The organism is Natrialba magadii ATCC 43099 (genome assembly GCF_000025625.1).
Lineage (GTDB): Archaea > Halobacteriota > Halobacteria > Halobacteriales > Natrialbaceae > Natrialba > Natrialba magadii.
Genome location: NC_013922.1, coordinates 3,319,611 through 3,341,324, shown reverse-complemented (window position 1 = coordinate 3,341,324; position 21,714 = coordinate 3,319,611). Strand labels below are relative to the sequence as shown.

General features: G+C 62.5%; 18 protein-coding genes and 1 pseudogene. 7 read left to right on the top strand and 12 right to left on the bottom strand.

Translation table 11 applies throughout. From position 1 onward, the window contains the following. Positions 1–34 precede the first annotated feature (34 nt). Positions 35–2,869, top strand: a complete 2,835-nt coding sequence (locus NMAG_RS15550; RefSeq protein ID WP_004216023.1) for a DUF7527 domain-containing protein — start codon at positions 35–37, stop codon at positions 2,867–2,869. A 301-nt stretch (positions 2,870–3,170) separates the two neighbouring features. Here the strand turns inward: NMAG_RS15550 and NMAG_RS15545 are convergent, their stop codons facing one another. Continuing rightward, positions 3,171–3,476, bottom strand: a complete 306-nt coding sequence (locus NMAG_RS15545; protein ID WP_004216024.1) for a hypothetical protein — start codon at positions 3,474–3,476, stop codon at positions 3,171–3,173. Positions 3,477–3,595: 119 nt separating this feature from the next. On the opposite strand from NMAG_RS15545, the gene NMAG_RS21745 reads away from it, so the two are divergent. Both NMAG_RS21745 and NMAG_RS15540 read left to right on the top strand, forming a co-directional pair. Beyond that, positions 3,596–3,820, top strand: coding sequence for a hypothetical protein (locus tag NMAG_RS21745; RefSeq protein ID WP_148221920.1), 225 nt, complete (start codon positions 3,596–3,598; stop codon positions 3,818–3,820). Between the two features lie 43 nt (positions 3,821–3,863). Next, complete coding sequence (locus tag NMAG_RS15540; protein ID WP_004216025.1) at positions 3,864–5,249, top strand: adenylosuccinate synthase; 1,386 nt, start codon at positions 3,864–3,866, stop codon at positions 5,247–5,249. Positions 5,250–5,262: 13 nt separating this feature from the next. Here the strand turns inward: NMAG_RS15540 and NMAG_RS15535 are convergent, their stop codons facing one another. Together NMAG_RS15535 and NMAG_RS15530 are read right to left on the bottom strand one after the other, a co-directional pair. After that, positions 5,263–7,839 carry a hypothetical protein gene (locus NMAG_RS15535; RefSeq protein WP_004216026.1) on the bottom strand — a complete coding sequence of 859 codons (2,577 nt, stop codon included), beginning with the start codon at positions 7,837–7,839 and terminating at the stop codon, positions 5,263–5,265. Continuing rightward, on the bottom strand, positions 7,830–9,536 hold the full coding sequence (locus NMAG_RS15530) for an ATP-binding protein (RefSeq protein WP_004216027.1): 1,707 nt from the start codon (positions 9,534–9,536) through the stop codon (positions 7,830–7,832). The genes NMAG_RS15535 and NMAG_RS15530 overlap by 10 nt, the downstream gene beginning before the upstream one ends. A 137-nt stretch (positions 9,537–9,673) precedes the next feature. Between NMAG_RS15530 and NMAG_RS15525 the strand changes: the two genes are divergently transcribed. Next, a complete protein-coding gene (locus NMAG_RS15525) occupies positions 9,674–9,889 on the top strand; it encodes a methytransferase partner Trm112 (protein ID WP_004216028.1) in 216 nt (71 codons plus the stop codon). Positions 9,890–9,981: 92 nt separating this feature from the next. After that, positions 9,982–10,770, top strand: coding sequence for a DUF7524 family protein (locus NMAG_RS15520; protein ID WP_004216030.1), 789 nt, complete (start codon positions 9,982–9,984; stop codon positions 10,768–10,770). 30 nt (positions 10,771–10,800) lie between these two features. Here NMAG_RS15520 and NMAG_RS15515 read toward each other — a convergent pair whose 3' ends face one another. The 3 genes from NMAG_RS15515 to NMAG_RS15505 form a co-directional block, all read right to left on the bottom strand. Further along, entirely contained in the window at positions 10,801–12,144 is a 1,344-nt protein-coding gene (locus NMAG_RS15515; RefSeq protein ID WP_004216031.1) for a DR2241 family protein, read from the bottom strand. A 2-nt stretch (positions 12,145–12,146) separates the two neighbouring features. Beyond that, positions 12,147–13,052 (bottom strand): CbiX/SirB N-terminal domain-containing protein, encoded by a 906-nt coding sequence (locus NMAG_RS15510; protein WP_004216033.1) that lies wholly within the window; start codon positions 13,050–13,052, stop codon positions 12,147–12,149. A 229-nt stretch (positions 13,053–13,281) separates the two neighbouring features. Continuing rightward, on the bottom strand, positions 13,282–13,629 hold the full coding sequence (locus tag NMAG_RS15505) for a BsuPI-related putative proteinase inhibitor (protein WP_004216035.1): 348 nt from the start codon (positions 13,627–13,629) through the stop codon (positions 13,282–13,284). A gap of 162 nt (positions 13,630–13,791) precedes the next feature. Here NMAG_RS15505 and NMAG_RS15500 point away from each other — a divergent pair, with 162 nt between their 5' ends. Continuing rightward, positions 13,792–14,562: a DUF2797 domain-containing protein gene (locus NMAG_RS15500; protein ID WP_012996796.1), complete on the top strand. Its 771-nt coding sequence runs from the start codon at positions 13,792–13,794 to the stop codon at positions 14,560–14,562. 412 nt (positions 14,563–14,974) lie between these two features. Here NMAG_RS15500 and NMAG_RS15490 read toward each other — a convergent pair whose 3' ends face one another. From NMAG_RS15490 to NMAG_RS15480, 3 genes and pseudogenes are all read right to left on the bottom strand, one after another. Beyond that, positions 14,975–15,562, bottom strand: coding sequence for a cysteine hydrolase family protein (locus tag NMAG_RS15490; protein WP_004216038.1), 588 nt, complete (start codon positions 15,560–15,562; stop codon positions 14,975–14,977). Continuing rightward, positions 15,559–16,356, bottom strand: coding sequence for a YqcI/YcgG family protein (locus NMAG_RS15485; protein ID WP_004216039.1), 798 nt, complete (start codon positions 16,354–16,356; stop codon positions 15,559–15,561). Before NMAG_RS15485 ends, NMAG_RS15490 begins: the two co-directional genes overlap by 4 nt. Before the next feature lie 211 nt (positions 16,357–16,567). Then, positions 16,568–17,014, bottom strand: a pseudogene (locus tag NMAG_RS15480) (MOSC domain-containing protein); the annotation flags it as partial. 119 nt (positions 17,015–17,133) lie between these two features. Between NMAG_RS15480 and NMAG_RS15475 the strand changes: the two are divergent. Continuing rightward, positions 17,134–17,562 (top strand): hypothetical protein, encoded by a 429-nt coding sequence (locus NMAG_RS15475; RefSeq protein WP_004216041.1) that lies wholly within the window; start codon positions 17,134–17,136, stop codon positions 17,560–17,562. A gap of 188 nt (positions 17,563–17,750) precedes the next feature. On the opposite strand, the gene NMAG_RS15470 is transcribed toward NMAG_RS15475, so the two are convergent. The 3 genes from NMAG_RS15470 to NMAG_RS15460 all read right to left on the bottom strand — a co-directional run bounded on the left by NMAG_RS15470 (position 17,751) and on the right by NMAG_RS15460 (position 21,703). Further along, positions 17,751–18,803 (bottom strand): phosphatase PAP2 family protein, encoded by a 1,053-nt coding sequence (locus NMAG_RS15470; protein WP_004216042.1) that lies wholly within the window; start codon positions 18,801–18,803, stop codon positions 17,751–17,753. Continuing rightward, the gene (locus tag NMAG_RS15465; RefSeq protein ID WP_004216044.1) at positions 18,803–20,728 is read right to left on the bottom strand and encodes an ABC transporter substrate-binding protein; all 1,926 of its coding nucleotides are present in this window, start codon (positions 20,726–20,728) and stop codon (positions 18,803–18,805) included. The genes NMAG_RS15470 and NMAG_RS15465 overlap by 1 nt, the downstream gene beginning before the upstream one ends. A 93-nt stretch (positions 20,729–20,821) precedes the next feature. Further along, the gene (locus tag NMAG_RS15460; RefSeq protein ID WP_004216045.1) at positions 20,822–21,703 is read right to left on the bottom strand and encodes a phosphatase PAP2 family protein; all 882 of its coding nucleotides are present in this window, start codon (positions 21,701–21,703) and stop codon (positions 20,822–20,824) included. Positions 21,704–21,714: the final 11 nt, after the last annotated feature.

Here is a 21,714-nt window from a genome sequence, read left to right as displayed (position 1 = left end):
AAACGTATTTGTTGCACTTCCCGCTTGTTGAACTATGGACTCGCGCACGCAAGAGCGCGTCGAGCAGTGGGATTCTCGCCCGTTCAGCGGTGGTTTCGATGACCTGTCTACTCTCGCCGACAGTGACTTTTCGGGAGCAGTCGCTGCATCTGGCGCGTGGCTGTTTATGCTTAACGGCCGCGTCGTTGGCATCATCGACGGTGAAATAACTGACTTCGAGGACGCAGACGGGACCGCTTACCGCGCCCCGGACCCGGCACTGCCGTTGCTCTGTACGATGGAAGAGCGCGGCGGCGACGTACAGGCGAAGTACTATACGAACAAAACGCCGCTTCGCGAAGTCGATCAGACGCTCCAGAACGGTTCGTTTACGGGCTACATCGAACTGAGCGAGAACGTTCTCAGTGGGGATTACTACGCCATCTACTACGGCGGTCGGCGGATGGCAGCAGCCTACATCGGCAACGCCGAGCGGTTGCTCACCGGTGACGAAGCGTTCGAGCGGGCCGACGACGAGGTCGGCATTTATCAGGTCCTCAACGTCGATATCGATGTCACCGACATCCCCGGCACAGGCGCGTCCGAGGAGACGGGACGGACAGGAACGACCAACGACGAAGACACGGCTGAAACTGGGCAAGGCACAGGAGTTGGTGACGCAAGCCACACCAGTGACGCTGCCGGCAGTGTCGACGACGCCGGAACACGGGCCGAACCGAGCCTCGACCCTACCGAGTCGGCGATCGACCAACTCGACGTTTCGGACGGTACGGGCGCGAGCGCAGGAACGGGAGCAGACACTGACATCGACACAGCTCTCGACACAGAGCTACCCTCGGGCGGTGACGCTGGAGTCGGGGCCGAAACCGGAAGCGAGGCTGGAACTGGCTCCGGAATCACGACCGACGACTCGAGTACCATCACCGAGGCCGAGACGGACGGGCCGGGTGGAATCACTGCACCAGTGGCATCTGACGACGAGTCGGCGTCGACGGAACAGAGGGAGGTCGGCGCGGAGGCTGACGCTGAGCGCGAGTCCGACGCCGGTACGCATGCGCCGGCCAGCGCGGGCGAAGAGGTGACGGGAGCGGCCGAGGTCGAAGACAGTCCCAGCGACGGTACAAACCGGGCGGGCATGTCGAGCCCCGATCCGGAAACGGTCGAAGCGGCGGCAGAAGAACTCGAACAGAACGATATCTCCTGGATCGAAGAGGACGGTGACGGTGCGGACGCCGGTGCTGGCGATGCCAGCGGTGTGTCGGAGGCGACGCCGGCACCGCCAGTCGAGGCAGAGACGGAGCCAGGGCCGGCAGACGGTGACACAGAAACAGCCACAGCCACAGCCACAGAAACAGCCACGGCCGCAGCCACAGACACAGCCACGGTCGCAGACGCGAACAGCGACACAACGGCCCGTGACGAGACCGATCCCGACGGAAACACGGACGATGACGAGGACGGCGAACTCGATCAGCAACTCGAGGCCGAAGAGGCCTGGCGAGAAACCCGATCGATTCCGTCGATCGATCCGGACAATTCGGCGGCGAGTGAGGATGGGGCGCGCACTGGTGCACCCTCGCGTGCAGCCAGTAGTCGGTCGCGATCGCAATCACAGTCACAGTCACAGTCACAGTCACAGTCACAGTCACGGTCGTCAACAGCATCTTCCAAACCGAGCACGCAGTCCCAGTCATCAGCTGACCAGTCGGGATCGAACCAGCGTCGCGCTACCAACGCGGATCGATCCAACACCAGTTCGAACGCCGGTGGCGATTCCCGCAGTACAGACTCTCCACAGTCACACTCGCAGACATCGTCTCGCCAGCGCAGCGACGGACAGAACAGTACCGAACAGAACACGTCCGGAAGCGGTGCAGGCGACGCACACAAACGCAACCTCGCCCAGTACACCCGCCGGATCGAGGAACTCGAACAGAAACACAACGCCCTCGCAGAGAAGGCCAGGGAGCTCAAAACCGAACGTGACGAACTGCACGCCGAAAATCAACAGCTCACGAGCACGGTCGAGTCGCTCCAGACGCGAGTGAGTGAACTCGAGTCCGAACTGGAACAGGCACGGGCTGGTGGCGGTGGCAGTGGCAGTGGCGGTGACGGTGACAGCCAGTCCGGGTTTGACGCCGAAACGCACCTCTCGCCGACGGAGGCACTGTCGGGAACGAACCTCTTCGTGCGCTACGACTCGAAGAGCCAGCCAACACTCGAGACGGCCCACGATGGCGCAGCGGATCGCAACGAGGTTGCCTCGAATCTCCGGCTCGAACACCACACCGAGTTCGACACAGAGACGGTCGCTGTCGACGGCCAGCCGTACGAACGTTTCCTCACTGAGACTATCGAGTACTCGTTCGTCGACTGGCTCACCGAGATGGTGCTGTACGAGATTCGCGATACGGGACACGCGGACGGGCTAGCGGATCTCTACGACGCGATTCCGCGAATCGACCGCGCAGAACTGGGAGCGACGATCTCGCTCGCGGATGACGACACCGAAGACGTCCCTGACGAGGTCACCTTCGATGTTGTCGCGTTCGACAAGATGGGCAACCCGCTCGTTCTCGCGACACTCAACGACTCGCGCGAGCCCGCGAGCCAGGCGCTACTCGAGGAACTCGAGGTTGCGGCCTCGGCGGTCAAGGCGAACTATCCGGATCTTGCAGCGGCAGTCGCGGTGACCTCGAGTTACTTCGAGCCGGGTGCACTCGAGGTGACAGAGCAGGCGACGAGCAGCGGATTCTTGAGCCGCGGTTCGAAGCTGAGTTACGTGAACCTCTCGCGCAAGAGTGGCTATCATCTCTGTCTGGTGGAGTCACGCAGTGAAGGGTTCCATATGAACGTGCCGGAGTTGTGAGCTGGCGTCTCTGCTGACGACGGTACGTTTTCTTGCTGCCTCGCTTCGTCGCTTGCGCACTGTCTGTGCTCGCACACGGTGCTCACACACTTCTGTCTGACCAGCGCACGCAACAGAGCGCTGCTCACAGGCAGTGCTTTTCGGGTTGGTGTTGTGAGAAAGTAAAGACAGATCGATGGCGGCTCCACCGGCCGAAACCGGCGTCTGCGAGAGCGGGGACGGATCCGGTGAAACGCGGTGTCGATCTGTTCGAGCTGATACGGGTCGGTCAGGTTGGCTCAGTCGCGTCGTTCGCGGCTAATCAGCCTTCGACTTCGGCGACGTCTTCGATCTTCATGCTGTCGAGCTTGTCGACGATGTCGTCGATTTTGCCGTCGAGTTCGTCGACGAACTCGACCGTGCGCTCGGTCTTGATCGCTCCCTGGCTGGAGGGCTCGATGAGGTTCTCCTCTTCGAGGACACGCAGCGAGTAGCGAACCTTGTGGTGTGGGTAGCCGGTCTCGTTGGACATCTTCACGATACCGATTGGTTCGTTTTCGATGACCATCTTCAGGACCTGCAGATGTCGTTCAAGCATATCGACTTCCTTCTCAAGTCGGTCTATCATGGCATTTGTTAACTTGTCTTTGTACCCTTTAAAAGTTACTCTCCGAGATTGAGACGACCACTCTCAACCCGATGCTCGTTTTTGCCAGTAGTTAACGCTTCCGCTTGCGTGTCTATACGATGAACGATGATGATGATATTCGCCGTCTCATGGTGGTCTACGACCCGAAACTGTTCGTTCAGTTATACCGGCGCTGTCACTCACGTGTTTCTGTGAGGCCCAACGCGCGGTTCTCGCTGACGGTGTTCACCGAACGAACACGTGCATTCCTGTTCGCGCCTTCACAGGATGTGTGCACGAAGGTGGATATATTGCTGCCCCTCCCGGGCAGATACCCCCAGTGATACCGTAATCTGTTTATCGGACCGGCAAGAATCCGCCGCTGTTATGACCGTCACAATCGTCGGGGCTCAACTCGGCGACGAAGGCAAGGGCGGCGTCGTCGACCTCTACGGCGACACCGCTGACGTCGTGGCCCGCTACCAGGGCGGCGACAACGCCGGACACACCGTCGTCCACGACGGCGAGAAGTACAAGCTATCGCTCGTCCCCTCGGGAGCCGTCCGAGGGAAGATCGGCGTTCTCGGCAACGGCTGCGTGATCAACCCACGGACGCTGTTCGACGAAATCGAGGCGCTCCAGGAGAAAGGCCTCGATCCCGATGTTCGGGTCGCAGAGCGCGCCCACGTTATCCTGCCGTTCCACCGCGTCCTCGACGGTATCGAGGAAGACGTCAAGAGCGAAGACGATCAGGAAGTCGGCACGACCGGTCGCGGCATCGGCCCAACCTACGAGGACAAGGCCGGCCGCCGCGGCGTCCGCATCGGCGACCTACTCGACCCCGACGTGCTCCGAGACCGACTCGAGTACGTCGTGCCACAGAAGCGCGCGCTCATCGAGGACGTTTACGGCGCCGATGTCTCGGACCTCGACGATCCGGACGCGTTCGACGTCGACGCGCTCTTCGAGGAGTTTAGAGAGATCGGCGAGCGCCTCGCCGAACAGAACATGACCGTCAACGCAAGCGCGTTCCTCACGGATGCGATGGCCGATGGCGAGACTGTCATGTTCGAGGGAGCACAGGGGACCATCATCGACATCGACCACGGGAACTATCCCTACGTCACGTCCTCGAACCCGACTGCGGGCGGTGCGGCTGTCGGTACGGGGCTCAGCCCCAACGTCATCGCCGAGGGAGAGATCATCGGTATCGTCAAGGGCTATCTCACGCGCGTCGGGAGCGGCCCGTTGCCGACCGAACTCGGCGGCGTCGAAGGCGACACGCCCGGCTACGACAAGCAGGGCGACGGCGAGAACGAGGAGCTTGCGACGTATATTCGCGAAGAGGGCGGCGAGTACGGGACTGTTACCGGCCGTCCGCGCCGCGTCGGCTGGCTCGATATGCCAATGTTGCGCCACTCTGCGCGCGTCAACGGCTTCACCGGCCTCGCAATCAACCACATCGACGTGCTTGCCGGTCTGGACGAAGTGAAGATCGGCCACAGCTACGAACTCGACGGCGAGGAACTGCTCGCAATGCCCCCGACGACCGAGGAGTGGGGTCGCTGCGAGGCGACGTTCAAGACGTTCGACGGCTGGGACGACGTCGACTGGGCCGCCGTCGCCGAGGAGGGGTACGACGCAATCCCCGAGAACGCACGGACGTATCTCGAGTACATCAGCGACGAACTCGACGCGCCGATCTATGCAGTTGGCGTGGGTCCAGGTCGCGAGGAGACTGTCGTCGTCGAGACGCCGACAGACGCGCCATAGCGCGAGCGACGCGCTACGACATCGGATACAACAACTGCTTCTGTTCTTCAGGCCAGTAGAACTCGCCGTTGTAGTAGATCGGTCTGACCGTATTCGAAATGTACTCGCTGAGTCCCTCCGGGGCGATTTCGTGCGTGATCGTCGCCGGGATCAGTCGCTTGTTCTCGGGGCGATTGCCGCGCCAGTGGGCTCCGACGGGATCGACCGGGAACGGGACGGAGAGCCCTCGAATCGTCCCATCGTCGGCCTCCTGTAGCGACTGAATCTCCGAGGGCTGCCATTTCGCCACGAAGCGATGTGTCCCGTCACCGACGACGACACCGCCAGAGCCGTCGGTCTGGACAGTTGCACAGGTGTGGGCCGTCGCGAGGCTCTGCCCGTAGAGCAGGAGTTCACCGATGGTCGTCGTCACCGACACGTCGCGCTCAGACGCTGGGGTCCGGTAGCCCGCGACGCCAGCGATACTCCCCACCTCGATCAGTCGCCGGGCAACACCGGCCGCGTTCGCTGCGTCAAGCTGGAACAGTCCAACCTCGTTTCCGGGAAGCGCCGTCGGCGACAGGGTCCCGTCTGTACACGCGAACCCGACACCATCGTCGTCACAGTCGCCGATATAGTGGAGGAAATCAGCACCAGCTGTAAACACGTCTGCGAGTTCGACTCGCGTCGGATCGTCGACTCGCTCGACACGCGGCGAGACCGCATCGGAGCGACGCCTGTAGGTATCGACGATCTGTTCGCGCGCCGATTCGGGGATGCTTTCGGTTGCGAAGACGACGATTACTGTTCGCTCGTCTGATTGCTGCTCGAGATCCGAAAGCCGATTCTCGTAGGCCTTCGGATGCGCAATGAACGTCGACCAGTTTGCCTGAGAGCGAGGAGCGTGAGGAGTCAGTGGGTCGCCGTCAGCGCGCTTGCCCGCCTCATCAGCAATCGTCCCATCATCGAGGACACCGTGAATCCGGCGGCGCATTGCGAGGGGATCGTCGAGGGTGTCCGCCTCGTCTTCAGTATCCCACGACCGTAGCTCCCCAATTCGCCTCGAATCCTCCGTGTTCGAGTCGCTGGCCGTGCCGGTTGACTTGTCCACTACCTTGTTCTCACACTCACACTCACACTCACACTCACTCCCACTCCCACTCCCACTCTCGCCATCGCCCTCAACCTCAAAACACGATCCCGCCGGCGTCTCGATCGCTGCCAGGTCGTAGAGTAGGTGCGGCAATACGTCGATGTGTGCCGCCGTCGGCGCGACAGTCATCCGGTAGGGCCACTGGGGCAGAATCTCGTCGATCGGCTCGTCTGGGAGGGAGAGATACGTTTGCACCCGCTCGGCAATCGACTGTTCGGGACAGTCCGAGAGGTCGATGCCTGCGTCCGTCAGCGCGTCGGACTCGAGTACTGTCGGTTCTGTTGGTTCAATCCAGGAGACGAGCAAGTCGAGGAAGAACGTCCGCTGCAGGAGGGCACGAACCGCTGTTGCGAACGCGGGGCCGTTTGCGAACTCGTGGTGGAAGTCGATGGCGGGTGCGTGCAGGTAGGGGGTGATGGTGCTGTTGCTGGCGCTGTTGTCGTTGCTATCGCTGTTGTCGCTGCTGTTACTGTCGTTGCCGTTGCTATCGCAGGAACTGTCGTCTCTCGCTTCGCCTGCATCCATATTCTTTGTTCCCGCACCCGAACCTACACCTGCACCTGCACCTGCTGTCGCTCCCGCTCGGTCCGACTCGAGTCCCACCTGCTCTGTCGTCCGGACTCGCGCACCGAGGTAGTACGCGAGCGGCGCGGCGACAAAGAGTGTCGACAGGTCGGGCGGAACAACCAGTTCGAGTCCGGTTTCCGGTGTGTTTTCGCGGATCGAGTCGGGAACGATCGTCTCAGTCGCGTTGTCGTCGACTGCGAGTAGCGGCGGGTAGCCGCGATAGTTTCGGTGGACGCGATCCGCTGTCGTGGTCTCGATCGATCGCGACAGATACGAGAGAGCGGTTGCGACGCCGTTCGGTGTCGGTGCCACCGTGATCTCGTCGCGTGGGTAGTCGACAGGTGATTTGAACCCGAACGTCACGCGTGTGGGGTGTTCGAACGAAATGGTCATCGGCCCGCGAGACCGGTTTTTGATCGTTACTGGTGCATCGAACCGGAGGCGGACGAACAGATTCGCATCGAATCGACAGATGTACGCGCCATCGGGGAGCGTGAGTTCCTGATCACCGGCTTCGACGGAGAGACGTGGGTTGGTGGCGTCTTCGTCGCCAGCTGTGCGCTCGGCCGCACTCTCCGTGTCGGGAGTGTCTGTCGGCCCGACAGCGTTATCCCCGCCGTCCTCGTCGCTACCGGACTCGGACTGTGGTTGCGGAAGCGTGCCGTCGACGCGCTGTATATCGACCATGTTCAACAGGTCGTATCGTATCTCGGAGACGCGGCCGACGGTGACCGCGTCGATCGGTTCGTCGAACGAGTGGGGGTCTTCAAGCTGGTCCCACCCGACCAGCCCGAACGAGCTCGTGTTGCCGGCAATATCGCGGGCCTGCAGCGTCGTCCCGGTCACCGAAATCGTCACGGGATCGGTGATCGTCGTTCGCCTCATCGCCATCCCTCCAGTTGGTGTCTGGCGAGTTCTCTGTCCCAGTCGAGGGTGCGGTCACGCTCGCGGTCAGTAACTGTGGCTGTGTCGTCACCGAGGCGACAGCCAGTAAATTCGAAGCGTGCACCGGGCTCCGTCTCCGACGAGACGCCGGTGCTAGCCGACGTTACGTCGACCGTCCAGCCGTGTTCGGTCGCAATTTGGTCGACGATCGCCAGTCCAAGACCAGTGTTTTCGGCCGTGTCGGTGTGTCCGGACTCGAAAATAGCGTCACGGCGCTCGGATGAAATCCCAGGCCCGTCGTCTTCGACGGCAAAGCCATCCTCAAGGCTGGTGACACGGACGGTCGCATCTGTGCCTGCATGCTCAACCGCGTTCCGAAAGAGGTTCTCGAGCAACCGTAACAGCCGCGTCCGATCGGCCTCGATCCGGAGCGAACTCGTCGTCTCCAGCGATGCCGAGGCAGTATCGACGTTGTCCCAGGCAGCCTCGGCAACTGTGGCGACGTCGATCAAACTGGGATTGTCGACCGTTTCACCTCTGGCCATCGTCAACACGTCCTCGATTAACTGCTGCATCCGGCCGTGTGCGTCCTGTATCTCCTCGAGTGCAGGCCGGATATCGTCCGAGGCGTCCTCGAGTGCGAGATCGAGATAGCCATCGGCGACTGTGAGCGGGTTTCGCAGATCGTGGCTGACGATGCTCGCGAACTTATCGAGGCGCTCGTTCTTGCGTTCGAGTTCCCGCTCGCGGAGTTTCAGTTCGGTCAGGTCAGTGTAGATCAGGTAGCCACGTGTCGTTCCGTCGGTCGTTGCGACCGGAATGTTGCGGAGTAAGAACGGACGCGGTCCGTCCGCGGTTTCGCGAACGACTTCGACGTCGGTCCGTTCCGATAACTCCGTTTCCGCGAGGTGTGGCTGTGTTCGTGGCCGATCCGTCGGTACTCCTGTGCCCTCTTCGATCGGTGTCTGGGCCGGTGGCAGCGTCCTGTCCCCGCCGTTTCTCGGTCTCGTGATTCCGTCTGATCCCCCGTCAGCTCCGTCGTGCGTCGCCGGTTCGATCAGTTCCACGAGTGGTTCGCCAACGACATCCTCGGCGTCGAAACCGAACACGCGGATGAACGCGGAGTTAACCGCGTCGATGACTTGCCGCCCGTCCTCGAGACGGTACTGCAGCGCCGCATCGGGAACGTTCTCGAACAGCGCCGCGAACTGATCACGTTCCGTCTCGAGTGCACTCTCGTAGCTGACCCGATTTCGCGCGCTCGTCACCGTCGCGACGAACAACTCGCCGAGGTGTTGGTCAGCCTCCGAGAAGGCGTCCGGTTCGGTTGCATGGAACTGCACGACACCGCCGTCTTCGAGCGGGATCGAGAGGACGGATCGGAACGCGTCGCTTGCCGGTTCGGCGTCAGTGTGGGTCGTCAGATCACCGACGACGTAGGTTTCGTTCTCCTGGTGGGTTTTCCCGGCGATACCGGCATCGGCTGTGAGTGGTGCTGCCGGGATGAGACGTGTCGTGTGGATCGCCTGGGGTTCAAAAACGCCGTTCTCGACTGTACAGATTATCGCCGCATCGAACTCGAGAACGTGGTCGGCCGTTCGAATGGCGTGCGTGTAGACTTCCGTGACTGAATCGAGTGCGTCGAGTTCGGATGCCAGGCGACCGAGTGCAGCGACGCTATCGACGAGAGAGGAAGACGTCATCTGTCGAAGTCACCTCAAAACGGTGCTCGAATGCATTGGTACTGTGATGCACAGTTTCGTATATATGTTCACTGGTCGGGAACGGTGGTGGCGTCCGTTCCCGAAGCCTTTTGCTGTCTGCGATATGCCTTCCAAGTATGAAGGAGTCGTTGCTTGATATCCTGCGCTGCCCGCTCGACAAGCACGAACTGGAACTCGAAGACGCGACGTACGATGAGAGTGCTGACGGTGATGCCGCAGCCGAGGTCGTCGACGGAACGCTCGTCTGTGCCGAGTGTGGCGAGCGCTACCCGATCGAGGACGGCATTCCCAACTTGCTCCCGCCAGATATGCGAGAGGGATCGCCTGCATAGGGTCGGGGGTAACGGAACGTTCGTCGGCGCGATCGCATAAAACGACGGAAGCTACTTGTAACTGGCACCAGACCACTACCTGTGTCTGTACCGTGACTGGGTCCGAATCCACACCTTCCACATCGTCCACACCGTCGCGCGAGAACGAGTCGTCGGCCAGTGACACGCAGGCGACGACCGACTCGCGAGTTGGTGACAGTGCAGCAACGACGGGTGCCACGGCTGCCGGTTCGACAGTTACCTCGAGTGCGAGTGCGAGTGCGAGCGCCAGCACCAACACCAACACCACGACCACGACCACGACCACAGCCCTCCCCGTCCACGTAGACCGCAAACGAGAAGACGCACTCTCACCCGAACGCAACGCGATTGAAACGGACTCCTCGTTCGTCATCGAACTCCACGGGCAGGACTCGCCGGCACACGTTCACTGCCGACTCGGCGATACCCTCGCACGCGTTGCCTCGCTTCGGACCCCTAACTATTACATCGAACCCAACGCCGTAACACCGGTCCCCATCGACGTCACCGCCGACGGACTCAACCAGCCAATTCGGGGCGAACTCGAGTTGCTCACCGGCTACGGATCCGAATCGGTTTCGATCACGGTGACGGTGACACCGCCGCCGGCGGGCGTCGACGTCGACGAGTCGCTCGCTGCGCCGGCGCGCTCCGAAGACGACGACGAACTGTCGCTCACCGACCAACTGACACGGACGCTCGGACTCGATTCGGGAACGCTCGCCGTCGTCGGGCTCGGACTCTTCGCGCTCGCGCTCGCCGTGGCGGTTACGTCTGCAGTCGGCGGTCCCATCGCGACTATCGGCACCGGAATCGTGCTCGTCGGTGTCGTCGTTGCACTGGGATTGTTGTACTGGTGAAAGCGGCTGTCCCAGTCTCGTTCTGTCTCCTTATTCCGACCCTGCCTGTGACTGCTCTCGCATCGCAAGTCCACCCTCGTCAGAGAACCGCTTCGCTCGCAGGTACCGTGCGCGATAGCGGTTCGCGCCGTCGTTGACATCCGCCTCGCGGATCTCGTCCGTTTTGCCGTCTGCAACCGCGTCGATTAGCTCCTCGAGTTGGTTGCGCTCGGTTGGCGTGAGCTCCAGTTCGTACGTCCGCTCGGCTTCCGATTCAGCGATGGCCCACTTGCGCGCAGCAGCGACGACGAGCGAGCACGGCTCCCGGCAGGGGAACGGGCCGGCACCGCCGTCGGCGTCGAGTTCGTCGCCGTCTTCGTACTCCCACTCTCGTCGGCGGAGACACTGCGAGTCGACACAGCAGGCTTCAGCCATCCAGTCGACGGCTTCGCGAGGGAGTTCGGAGACGACCTCGTAGATGCCGCTCTGGCGGTCTGCGGTCTCGGTCCAGTGGTCGACGTCCAGGTTGCCCTCGCGCTCGCGATGCCAGTTGGCGATCGTCGCTGGGTAGAAAAAGCCGACGGCGTCGACGAGTTCGTCGCCCGAGAGACCCGTAAAGGCCCAGCCCGTCTCGAGCGTCGGCGCGGTCTTTAGCGGACGGTACCGACCGCCCTCGTCGTAGGTGGCTATTTCGCGTGCCGCGCGCGGGTCGTCGTACACTGTGAGTTCGGTAACGTCCGCTCCAGCGTCCTCAACGTGCCAGAGGTCATAGACGCGCTCGCCGTCGGGATGGTCGACGTCCGCGAAGCGGGCGGTGATACAGAGCTGGCCCCACTCGCGGTCGATGCCGCCCTGCAGGGCGGCGTAGCGATCCGGGACGGTGAGTGCCTGGTTCTGCTCTTGCTTGTCTCCCGCTTTGGCCCCGTCGCCGTCACCAGCATCACCATTAGCATCACCACCGGCTCCAGTATCAGCATCACCACCGGCTCCAGTATCAGCATCAGCATCACCATTAGCATCACCACCAGCTGAAGTACTCCCCGAAACCGAACGCGACGCGTGCTCACACCACCGCAGGAACGCTCGCCGGGCAGTTCCCTCGCCGCCGACCGTCTCCTGCCAGTAGTGCCAGTTCGTCACGTACGCCGCGACACCCTCGAGTTCGTCGCCAGCGAGCACGGACTCGAGTGCGTCCGCATCCAGACCGGATTGGGCGATGTCAGCGGCGTCGATCGTGAGTGTGAACTCGTCGTCTGCGTCTCGTGTGATCTGGAGGCCGTCGAAGGCGATGGTGTGGTCCTGGTCTGTGTCTGCCTCGCTCTCGTCGGCAGCCGTGAGCGTCGCCAACAGCCGCTGTGTGGCGCTTGTCGACTCGTCATCGTCACCGATCCCCATCGTCAGTCACCCGCCTGGCTGTGTCGTTCAGCGTCACTGTCAGCGCCGCTGGCTGTGCTCGTGATCTGACGAACGCGGTTGATCGCATCGCCGAGTTCCGCACCTGCGTCGGCGGCACGCTCGAGGAGGACGTCGGCCATCAGGCCTTCGGTGCCGACTGCGCCGGCGTACCAGATGCGGTGACCGTCGACTTCAGCGGGGACGTCCCAGCCAAGGCGGTAATCCTCGGTGAGGCCCATATCCTCGGGAATGTCTTCCTGTGTGTGGTAGCCGTCGGCGATAAAGAGGGGGACGACGACGATGTCCTCGCTCTCGAAGAAGTCCGTCACGTCGTCGACTTCCGGCTCTTCGTCCATGAACACCGCCTTGGACTCGTCGAAGCGGCCCATCTCGCGGATTCGCTCGGTGTGGTACTCGATGGCCTTCGCCGAATTCTCGTTGCGCTCGGTGCCGTGGCCGACGACCGCCAGGCCGACTCCCTCGCCCACGTCGGGATCCTCGGTGACGCTTTCGGCGCGCTGGACGATCACGTCCGTCATTGCGTCGTGCGTGCCGACCGGTCCGCAGTAGTGAATCGTCTTGCCGACGTCCGTCGCCTCAAGGGTGACCTGGGAGGCACTGGTGCCATCGGAGTCCCACTTATCGGGGCCCCAGTCGTCGAGACGGAGTTCGCGCGGGATGACCTGCTCGGTGAAGTAGCCCTCGCTAATGAACAGCGGGACGACGAACACCTCGTCGGACTCGAGTGTGCGGATCACCTCGCGAAAGTGCGGTTCCTCCTTCCAGAACGCCTCGCGGACCTCGTCGAACGCGCCCGTTTCGCGGATCGTGTCCGCGTGGGCGTACGTCGGGGTCGAGGCATCCGGATTCAGGTGCGATCCGTGCGCCGCGATGACCAGCGCTTGCATACCTACTCGTTAGGAGGGGGATGGTTTATTCACTTCGTTGTTTCTGCCGAACCGGGAACTCGAAATCGGAAAGTGGAAAGAAGATGTCTGGTATCGAAAACCAGTCTTTGGGTTGGCGGTTCGCTTATCCACTTGCTTCGCTCACTACTGGTCGCACGCTACGTCTCGACGGCGGGCCGTGACACTGCAACCACTGTCTCAGTTCCCGTACCACAACGCACAGCGCCCCTCAAACCGTCAACTCTGTCCGCGCCTCGCACGTCGTCTCCCGCGCCTGTAACTCCGCAACAACCGTGAACTCGCCCGACTGTGGCTCCTCCCACGCCGCCTCGTAGGTCGTCTCCTCATCCGGATCGAGTTCCTCGGCGCTCAGCATCTGGGCGAACATCCGCCCGTCCGTGTAGCGCCAGACCTCTCGACCCTCCTCCTGAACGACGAACTCCGCCTTGCAGGCATCCGAAAACCGCAGCGTTTCCGTCTCTGATCCCTCGTTTCGCACCGTAAACGCGAGCGCGACGGTATCCGACCCCGCCGCGTCCGACGATACTGTCGCGTCGAGTCGTCCCTCGAGTGCCATACGTCCGCATCTCCCCCACGGCCCATAATTGTTCGTCCAGATAGTCGGTAAGACGAACGCGGGTCAGCGGTGAACTCGACTCGAGTACACGCGCCACTCGAGTCGAGCCTCGCCTGTGGCGACAACGAGGAGTATATTTGCCCCCACCACCAACGAACGCGCGTGCAAGTGGTCGGCTACGAGCCGAGCGGGCGCGGTTCGGCTCTCCTCCTCGCAGACGGCGACGCTGACGGCGACGACATCGAGCACCGGCCACTCGAGTCCGGCGACGAACTCGCGTACTCGCTCGGTGAGCGCCACTGCGCCGGCACCATCGGCGAGGCCGGCCACATCGCCTGCGACCGCTCGTCGGCACCGTACTGTGAGTTCCACACGAGCACCTGGGTCTGTGCGCGCTGTACGGGCACCTGTCTGAAGGACGAGATGGACTGCTACGAGGAACACGCCGTCTACATCGCCGCCTTCGCCCCTGACACGTTCAAAGTCGGCGTCACCCGAAGCTGGCGGCTCGAAACGCGCCTCTGCGAGCAGGGTGCCGACCGGGCGGCGCACGTCCACACCGTCTCGAACGGGAAAATTGCCCGCGAAATCGAGGCCGAAATCGCAACGTGGCTCGTCGACCGCGTCCGTACCGGCCCGAAGGTCGCCGCGCTCGCGAGCAGCGTCGACGAGGACGCCTGGGACGACGTGCTCGCGGAGTTCGAGGTCATCGAGCGCTTCGCGTTCGACTACGAATTCGAACCCGTACTCGAGTCCCGACCGGTTCGCGAGACCATCGCGTCGGGGACGGTTCGCGGTGTGAAGGGACGAATTCTCGTGGTCGAGAAGGGTGGGACGACCTACGCGGTCGACATGCGTGATCTGGTCGGCTACGAACTCGAGGACGGCGAGACCGAACGGGAGTTGCAGTCGTCGCTTGGCTCGTTCGGCTGACAGGGGTGCTGTTCTCCGTTCTCGGGAGCCAGTTCTTAGCAGTAGATAGTAGCACGATTTCTTTATTCAGTTTCACACCTGAAACTGAAAACAGACAAATCGGTAACTACGTGTGCGTACTGAACACCGTATGTTATTTATTCCAACAGTTGGTTGATTATGCGCATGGTCTCCGAACTGGCTATTAGCTTCGTTATCGGCTTTGGTATCCTTCTCCTTGCGTCGTACCTTGGGACGACATTGGCACTGCGGTCGTTTTTCGGCCCCGACCACGTTGACCCCGTGTTGAAAAATTTCACGCTGGATAGCGACGATAGGGAAGTTGACTCCGACCGAGGTAATCGGTAAGTCCAGTTACTGTACCTACCGCGAGTTTCAGGCCACACGCTGAATAAAAAAACCGTATTACCAACTACTGTGAGCTGTCGACCAGCGACGCCGCCCGTACGACCGTCGCGAACTCACCGTCTAGCTGCGCCAGCGCCGTTCGGTGCATCGTCTCCGCATCGAACTCCTCGCCGTCGAACGTCCGGTCGAACGTCGCAGTCGCGTCGGCGACCAGGTGGACATCGAAGCCGCGATTCTCGGCCATCCGCGTCGTCGTCGAGACACAGTGATCCGTCGTCAGTCCGGCGACCACGAGCGACTCGATGTCGCGCTCGCGCAGCCAGGACTCGAGTGCGGTGTCGACGAACGCGCCGTTGACGGACTTGGCGAACGTCTGCTCGTCGTCACGCGGTTCGAAAGCAGGTTTGAACGCGAATCCAGGCTGGTCGCGCCGAAGCGGTGATTCTGTCTCCGTCGACGCGTGGCGGACGTGGACGACGGGGCGCTCCGTCTCGCGCCAGTGTGCGAGCAACTCGGCGGCTCGCTCCTCGGCGTTGGGGTTGTTTCGCGTTCCCCAGGCGGGATCGTCGAAGCCCGTCTGGAAGTCGACGAGGACGAGCGCGGCGTCGGCCAGGTCTGCGTCGGTCGGCGACGGAGTGGCTGCGTCGGTCACGACAGCCTCGCTGCCGGCTTCGGATGCTCTCGCGTGACGGTGATTGGACACTCGGCGGGCGCTTGTTCCTCGTCCGAGGAGAGCATGTACTGGGGCCACTCCCGGTCACCGTCGACGCCCCAGTCGCCGAGATCAGCGTGCGGACAGACGCCGTCGTACTCTTCGAGTCGGTCCTGAATTACGTCGCGGGCGCGCTGGCCGGCCTCGTACTCTGCGGTGACGTTCAGGTCCTCGAACAGTGCCCGCGGCTGGAAGGTAATCTCGAGACCGATCGGACAGTAGCGACTCTTCCGCGTGTCGTAGAACGGCGCACGACAGGTCGGGAACATCGGCTCGCCGCCCAGACAGAACTCCCAGTGCTTGTCGTCGGGATCCGTCGGGATGTCCTCGGGCCAGGGCTCCGGGTCGTGCAGGTGCAGCGTCTGGAGGATGTGCCAGAGCGCGTCGTGATACTCGCGCTCCGAAAGTGGTTCCTCGGGCGGCTTGAAGAACGTGACAAGCGACGCGCGTCCCGCGTGGTCCTGGTAGACGTCGAGGTACTCGAGTATCCGGTCGCGCAGGGTCAACAGGGCATCGGCGTCGCTCATCGACGGGACGGCGGTGTAGATCGGTTCGCCGGCGGCGACCGATTCCGCCCCGAAGAAGCAGGGGAACGGCGAGTTGTTTCGCTCGCCGAGCAGCCCCTCCCGAAAGGACTCCCAGTGGTCGGCGACCCACTGTGGTGTTTCACCGGCCTGGACGCGCCGGTCGAGCGTTTCTTGATCCATCAGTGATTGCGTTCCTCGCTCGTTCATGTGTGCTGTCGCCGTTATGTCAGCGTCAGGGGCGAGCGGCGAAAACGGTGCCGGTTCAGCAGTGCGAGCGTGCCGTCTGTGTTCGGTTCGTGTCGTTGTCAGTGTCTGTCTCGCTGTCTTGACTGGCCTCGCTGGTCTCGGTATCAGTATCAGTATCGGTCTCGGTATCAGTATCAGTATCAGTATCAGTATCAGTATCGACAACAACGGCGACACGATCACCCATCTCGAGTGTCGCGCCCTCGAGTATCCGTGCGCGCAGGCCGCCGCGGTGGACCAGCGCGTCGCGGACCCCCTCGCGTTCGAGGTGGCGCTCGAGGTACGAACACGGCTCGCAGAGTTCGATCCCCTCACAGACGGCGTCACCGACGCGAAAGCGACTGCCGACGAGGTGGTTCAGCGCAATATCGGTCGTCGTGACGTTGCGCCGATGGACGCCGGGTTCGAGATCGATATCGTAGTCGCGTTCGACGGCGGCGAGCGTCTCGCGTTCGATGAGTGTGAGGTCGCTGCCCTCGCGGTCCTCGAACGTTCCCTCGGCGGTGTAGTAGCGGTCGCCCTCGAGTCCACGGCCGGCGACGGCCTCGACGCGTTCGACCCGTTCTGGCGGTGCACCCTGTTCGGGAGCGATATGGATCGCGTGAATCTGACCGGTCATACGGTCGTTCTGGCGTCGGATCGAGATAGTCGTTGGGCTTCAGCGTGGTCTCAGGTTGCGTTCGGCATCGGCCGTCTCGGCTGTGGCCCGAGGCACAACACGTCAGCAACCCCGAAAACATGGCAATCCTTTTCCGCGGCGGTCAAGAATCCGAGGGTATGACGGACGAAACCGAACCTGACAACGGTAGCGACGCCGGCGACGGCACCGACGGCGACGACGGCGAAGAGAAATCCTTCCGAGAGCGCGTCGAAGAAATCCGCGAGAAGCGCGCCGAAGAAGGTGAAGGCGAGGGCGAGCCCCCAGAGAGTCCGTTTGGCGGCGGCGGCCCAGGCGGCATGGGCGGCGGCGGTAACCCGTTCGCACAGATGATGGGCGGCATGATGGGCGGCGGCCCAGGCGGCCCGGGCGGCATGGGCGGTGGCCCAGGCGGCAGCGAAGAAGTCGGCAACGAGGAACTCGTCCGCGAAGTTCGACAACTGCGCGACGAGATGCGCGACCAGACGCGCGCGCTCAAGCGGATCGCTGACGCGCTCGAAGACGAGTAACGCCACGGCTGTGGGCTCTGTGTAGCGCTCGGTGCGCATCATACCCTACACCACATTCACGTTCGTACCCGTCACCAACCGAGATAGAACAGTGACAACGCTGTGGCGGTGACGCTGACGCTGACAGCACCGCCAATACAGACACCGTACTCGAGTTGTACAGCATAGCAAACGAGCGGGAACAGTGTTCAGGCGCGAGGTCCGGATGGGTCCGGATCTGAGTCTGGATCTGGCTCTGTGTCTGGGTCTGGATCTGAGTCCGGTTCAGCGTCAGGATCCGACCTCGTTCCCGATCCCGATTCGGAACGGGCTGGTTCGGACGCTTCTTCGCTGGGGCTCGAATCCGCGCTGACCGCACCCGCGTCCGAACTCGAAGCTACGCCTGTGTCTGGTCGAGACCGACCATCGGCACCCGTGCTCGAACCCTGAAGCGTTGCGATCCAGTCTGTGAGCGACCAGCGACCGACGAGGACACCGGCGAGCGCGACACAGATGTAGGCGAGGACGATTCCAGCCACCACGTCGATCACCCAGTGGATCCCGAGATACATCGTCGAAATCGCGACCGAGACGCCAAGACCCGTCGCGAGGAGGAACCACTTCGGATAGATCGCCCGGGTCCGGAAGGCGAGGAACGTCACGGTTGCCGCGAGCGAGGTGTGCAGCGATGGGAAGACGTTCGTGTTCCGGTTGACCTGTCGTGTGAGGTGCTGGTACTGTGGATACGTATCGTACAGCAGCGCGTCCACCAGTTCCGGCATCATGTTTCGCGGCCCGTAGGCGACGATGAAGACGTAGATTCCAAGCCCCAGCACGTAGTTCAGCGTGTACGCCGTCAGGAGTTCGCGCAGCGGACGCGTATTCGAGAGCGCGAAGTAGGCGATGACCGGGAAGACCAGCAGAAAGACGTAGCCGTAGATGTAGATGAACGAGAAGTACGCCGTAATCGCCGGCGCTTCGAACGACTGCAGCCAGAGGATGAACTCGCCTTCCACGTCGTAGATCGGCCACGTGAGATTCCAGTGAATCATCCAGGAGACATCTGGACCGTACTGTCTGGCGACGCTGTTGAAGAGCAAGACTGCGGCGAGTAACGCCGTGACGGGAGCCGCCGCTCGAACACGGGCTCGCCACTCGGTTCGGGTGTCCCGAAGCCGGTAGCGACCGACGAAGAGACCGATCGAGACGAGTACCAGGAGCGTGACGACGACGGTCAGCTGGAGGAGTACTTGCGTCAGCATCAGTGTCTCACCCGGAGTCTTCCGTCATCGTCGTAGCGCAGTCCCGCATCTTCGAACGCATCCCTCGCAGCCGCGACATCGAGCTCCCCGTCAGTCCCGAAAAACGGCGTCTCCGGATCGCTGCCGTTCCAGGCGAGCGAGTCGGGAACCCACTCCTCGACCACCGGCGTTGCGATCGGCTGTGCATGGCCGTGGAACACCTCCTCGACCAACTGTTCCTTGTCGAGGAGTCGGGCAACGACCCTGCGAAACCGCGGATTGGAAAGCGGCGCTCGACGCGTGTTGAACCCGATATGGTAGAACGACCAGGATGGTGACTCGAGTACCGTCGTTTCCGAAATTGCCTCGTCGTCTTCGAACACGTCATCGACGACGTAGGACTCGAGTGGCGAAGACGTCACGTCGGCACTGTCGCTTTCGACGAGTTCGATCGCGGACGTGCTCCGCGGGTCGATCTGGATGCGCAGGTGCTCGCTTGTCGGTTCCGGCAGATCGACGCCGTCGCGGCGCGTAAAGTGTGCGTCAAAGCGTGCGAGCGTAAGGTGATCACGGTCGGTCCGCTCGTCGAACTGATAGGGGCCGCTGCCGATTGCGGGCACGTTGTCGGTGACGAGCGCTTCGGTCGTCCCCTCCGAAACCGTGACGCCGCGGAGGCTCGCCTGGTCCGTGCGCTCGTCCCAGATGTGTTTCGGGAGGATCGGCACCTCCAGTGCGCGCTCGGCGACCGGCTGGCTCGCTGCGACGGTGAACTCGAGTTCGGTCTCGCTCAGGTCGGTCACGTCGTCGACGGCGGCGACGCGGCCGCGGTAGTGGGGGGCTGGTGCGGCAAAGCGCCGACTGCCGCGGGTCGTGTCCGCGAGGAACTCGTAGGTAAAGGCGACGTCCTCGGCAGTGAGTCGCGTGCCGTCGTGGAATTCACAGTCCTCCCGGAGGGTGACGAGGAGGGTGTCGTCGTCGCTCCACTCCCAGTCACTCGCGAGCCAGGGACTGACATCGGTTGCGGTGTCGGTCTCCGACTCACGGTCGCCAGCACCACGCCACTGCGCCACTGCAAGCGAGTCGTACAGCAACTCGGTCGAGAGACCACGCTCCCGATACTCCGCCGACAGCGGATTCAGATTCTGTGACGGCCGTGCGTCCGTGTGTACTGCCCGAAGCTCCGCAGACGCCCCATCAGACTGTGGCTCGAGACCAAGATAGCCAAATCGAGTCGCTGGATGCCCCTCTCCCCAGCCCTGGAATCGATCCGAGCGCGCGAGTCTGATCTCCGTCGGCCGACAAATCGGGACGAACGGCTGCTCGCGCGCAACCGTCTCGAGTGTTGCCGTGATCGCGTCCTCGCGGTCGCTGGTCTCGTTTTCGTCTCCATTTTCGCCTTCGTCTCCGTTCCCGTTCCCGTTCCCGTTCCCGTCTGCGTCTGCGGCTACGCCTGTGGCGACACGCTGCTCGTCCAGCCGGTCGTCGATAGCGAGATTCGTCAGTCCGAAGGGATTCTGCCAGCCGGCTTCCTCCGCGAATCGCGAGTGCAGGAGTTCATAAAGGAAGTCAGGCGTCGTGTCCCCGGGATGGGGACCGACGTAGAGATCGAAGTCATGATTGACGAGGATCGCACGCTGAAACTCCTCTTGAGACAGCATATCGATCGCGATGTCGGCGCCAACGGACTCGAGTGCCGAGCCGACGGCGCGGGCGAGCTGGATACTCTCTCGGTCGCCGTCGGCGGGAACCGTCGAAATCGTCAGTGAGAGTGGGGCAACCTCGTCGCGGTTGACGATGCTTCGTACTTCGCGGATACAGCCGCTCATCGAGACGGTGAGACCGGCTGTCGCGGCGAGCATCGACCGGCGACTGGGACCGCCGCGAGCGGCGTCGTCGCTGTCGCGTGTGTGGTTGTCGGGGCTCGTTGACGGGGCGGGGTCGCTCATTAGGTCCGTTGCCACAGTTCGCTCGTGGCGATATAACAGTATTGCGCTGTAACATCGTCACTCGGGGGGTGAATTGTCGACTTCTGGGTCTCCTTACGCGCCATCGTCTCCCTGCTCTCGATTTGGCCCAGACGCAGCCGTGCTCTGACCAGCGGCTTGTACACGCTTGAGAAGGGCCGACAGCGACCAACGGCCGACGAGTTGCGTCGCGAGGACGACACAGACGGCGGCGAGGACGAGGCCGGCGACCACGTCGATTGCCCAGTGGATGCCGAGGTACATCGTCGAGATGATGACGCTCGTTGCGAGGCCGACTGCGACGGGGAACCACGCTCGATACTGGTCGCGGGTCATGTAGGCGAAGATGGCGACCGTAGCCGACAGCGAGGTGTGCAGCGATGGGAAGACGTTTCGGTTCTGGTTGACCTCTGTCGTAAGGTGGATATACTCCGGATTCGCGTAGTAGAGGTGCGTCGCGTCCATTCCCTCGATCATGACGTTTCGCGGCCCGTAGGCGATCACGAGCAGGTAGAACGTGAGTCCGATCACGTAGTTGAGCGAGTACGCCGTCAACAGCTGGCGGAGGACGACGGTGTTCGAGAGCGCGAAGTAGGCGACGACCGGGAAGACCAGCACGAACGCGTAGACGTAGACGTACGAGACCGAGAAGAACGTCGTCACTTCCGGTGTCGCGATCGATCGAAAGAGCAGAACGAAATCACCCTCGAGCGAGTAGAACACCTCGGTCATGTGGACGCCGTACGCCTGGGAGATGTCGTATCCGTCCTGGCGCATGATCCGGTTGAGGCCGAGGATCACGAGCAAGAGCGCAAACGCGGGAGCGCTCTGGCGGAGCCGCGGTCGCCACTCGGTGCGAAGCGAGGCGAGTCGGTCACGGCCGATGAAGACCGCAAGCGAAAACACGAGTGCGAGCGCAACGACGAGCGCGACTCGTGTGAGTACTTGTGTGAGCATGGCGTGTCGTG

Coding starts and splice junctions, on each gene's coding strand:
- NMAG_RS15505 (WP_004216035.1), bottom strand. CDS start 13,629: ATGGCACTCGAGGGACGACTCGACGCGACAGTATCGTCGGACGCGGCG.
- NMAG_RS15510 (WP_004216033.1), bottom strand. CDS start 13,052: ATGCAAGCGCTGGTCATCGCGGCGCACGGATCGCACCTGAATCCGGAT.
- NMAG_RS15545 (WP_004216024.1), bottom strand. CDS start 3,476: ATGATAGACCGACTTGAGAAGGAAGTCGATATGCTTGAACGACATCTG.
- NMAG_RS15540 (WP_004216025.1), top strand. CDS start 3,864: ATGACCGTCACAATCGTCGGGGCTCAACTCGGCGACGAAGGCAAGGGC.
- NMAG_RS15515 (WP_004216031.1), bottom strand. CDS start 12,144: ATGGGGATCGGTGACGATGACGAGTCGACAAGCGCCACACAGCGGCTG.
- NMAG_RS15460 (WP_004216045.1), bottom strand. CDS start 21,703: ATGCTCACACAAGTACTCACACGAGTCGCGCTCGTCGTTGCGCTCGCA.
- NMAG_RS15470 (WP_004216042.1), bottom strand. CDS start 18,803: ATGCTGACGCAAGTACTCCTCCAGCTGACCGTCGTCGTCACGCTCCTG.
- NMAG_RS15535 (WP_004216026.1), bottom strand. CDS start 7,839: ATGGCGATGAGGCGAACGACGATCACCGATCCCGTGACGATTTCGGTG.
- NMAG_RS15530 (WP_004216027.1), bottom strand. CDS start 9,536: ATGACGTCTTCCTCTCTCGTCGATAGCGTCGCTGCACTCGGTCGCCTG.
- NMAG_RS21745 (WP_148221920.1), top strand. CDS start 3,596: ATGAACGATGATGATGATATTCGCCGTCTCATGGTGGTCTACGACCCG.
- NMAG_RS15475 (WP_004216041.1), top strand. CDS start 17,134: ATGGCAATCCTTTTCCGCGGCGGTCAAGAATCCGAGGGTATGACGGAC.
- NMAG_RS15485 (WP_004216039.1), bottom strand. CDS start 16,356: ATGAACGAGCGAGGAACGCAATCACTGATGGATCAAGAAACGCTCGAC.
- NMAG_RS15525 (WP_004216028.1), top strand. CDS start 9,674: ATGAAGGAGTCGTTGCTTGATATCCTGCGCTGCCCGCTCGACAAGCAC.
- NMAG_RS15465 (WP_004216044.1), bottom strand. CDS start 20,728: ATGAGCGACCCCGCCCCGTCAACGAGCCCCGACAACCACACACGCGAC.
- NMAG_RS15550 (WP_004216023.1), top strand. CDS start 35: ATGGACTCGCGCACGCAAGAGCGCGTCGAGCAGTGGGATTCTCGCCCG.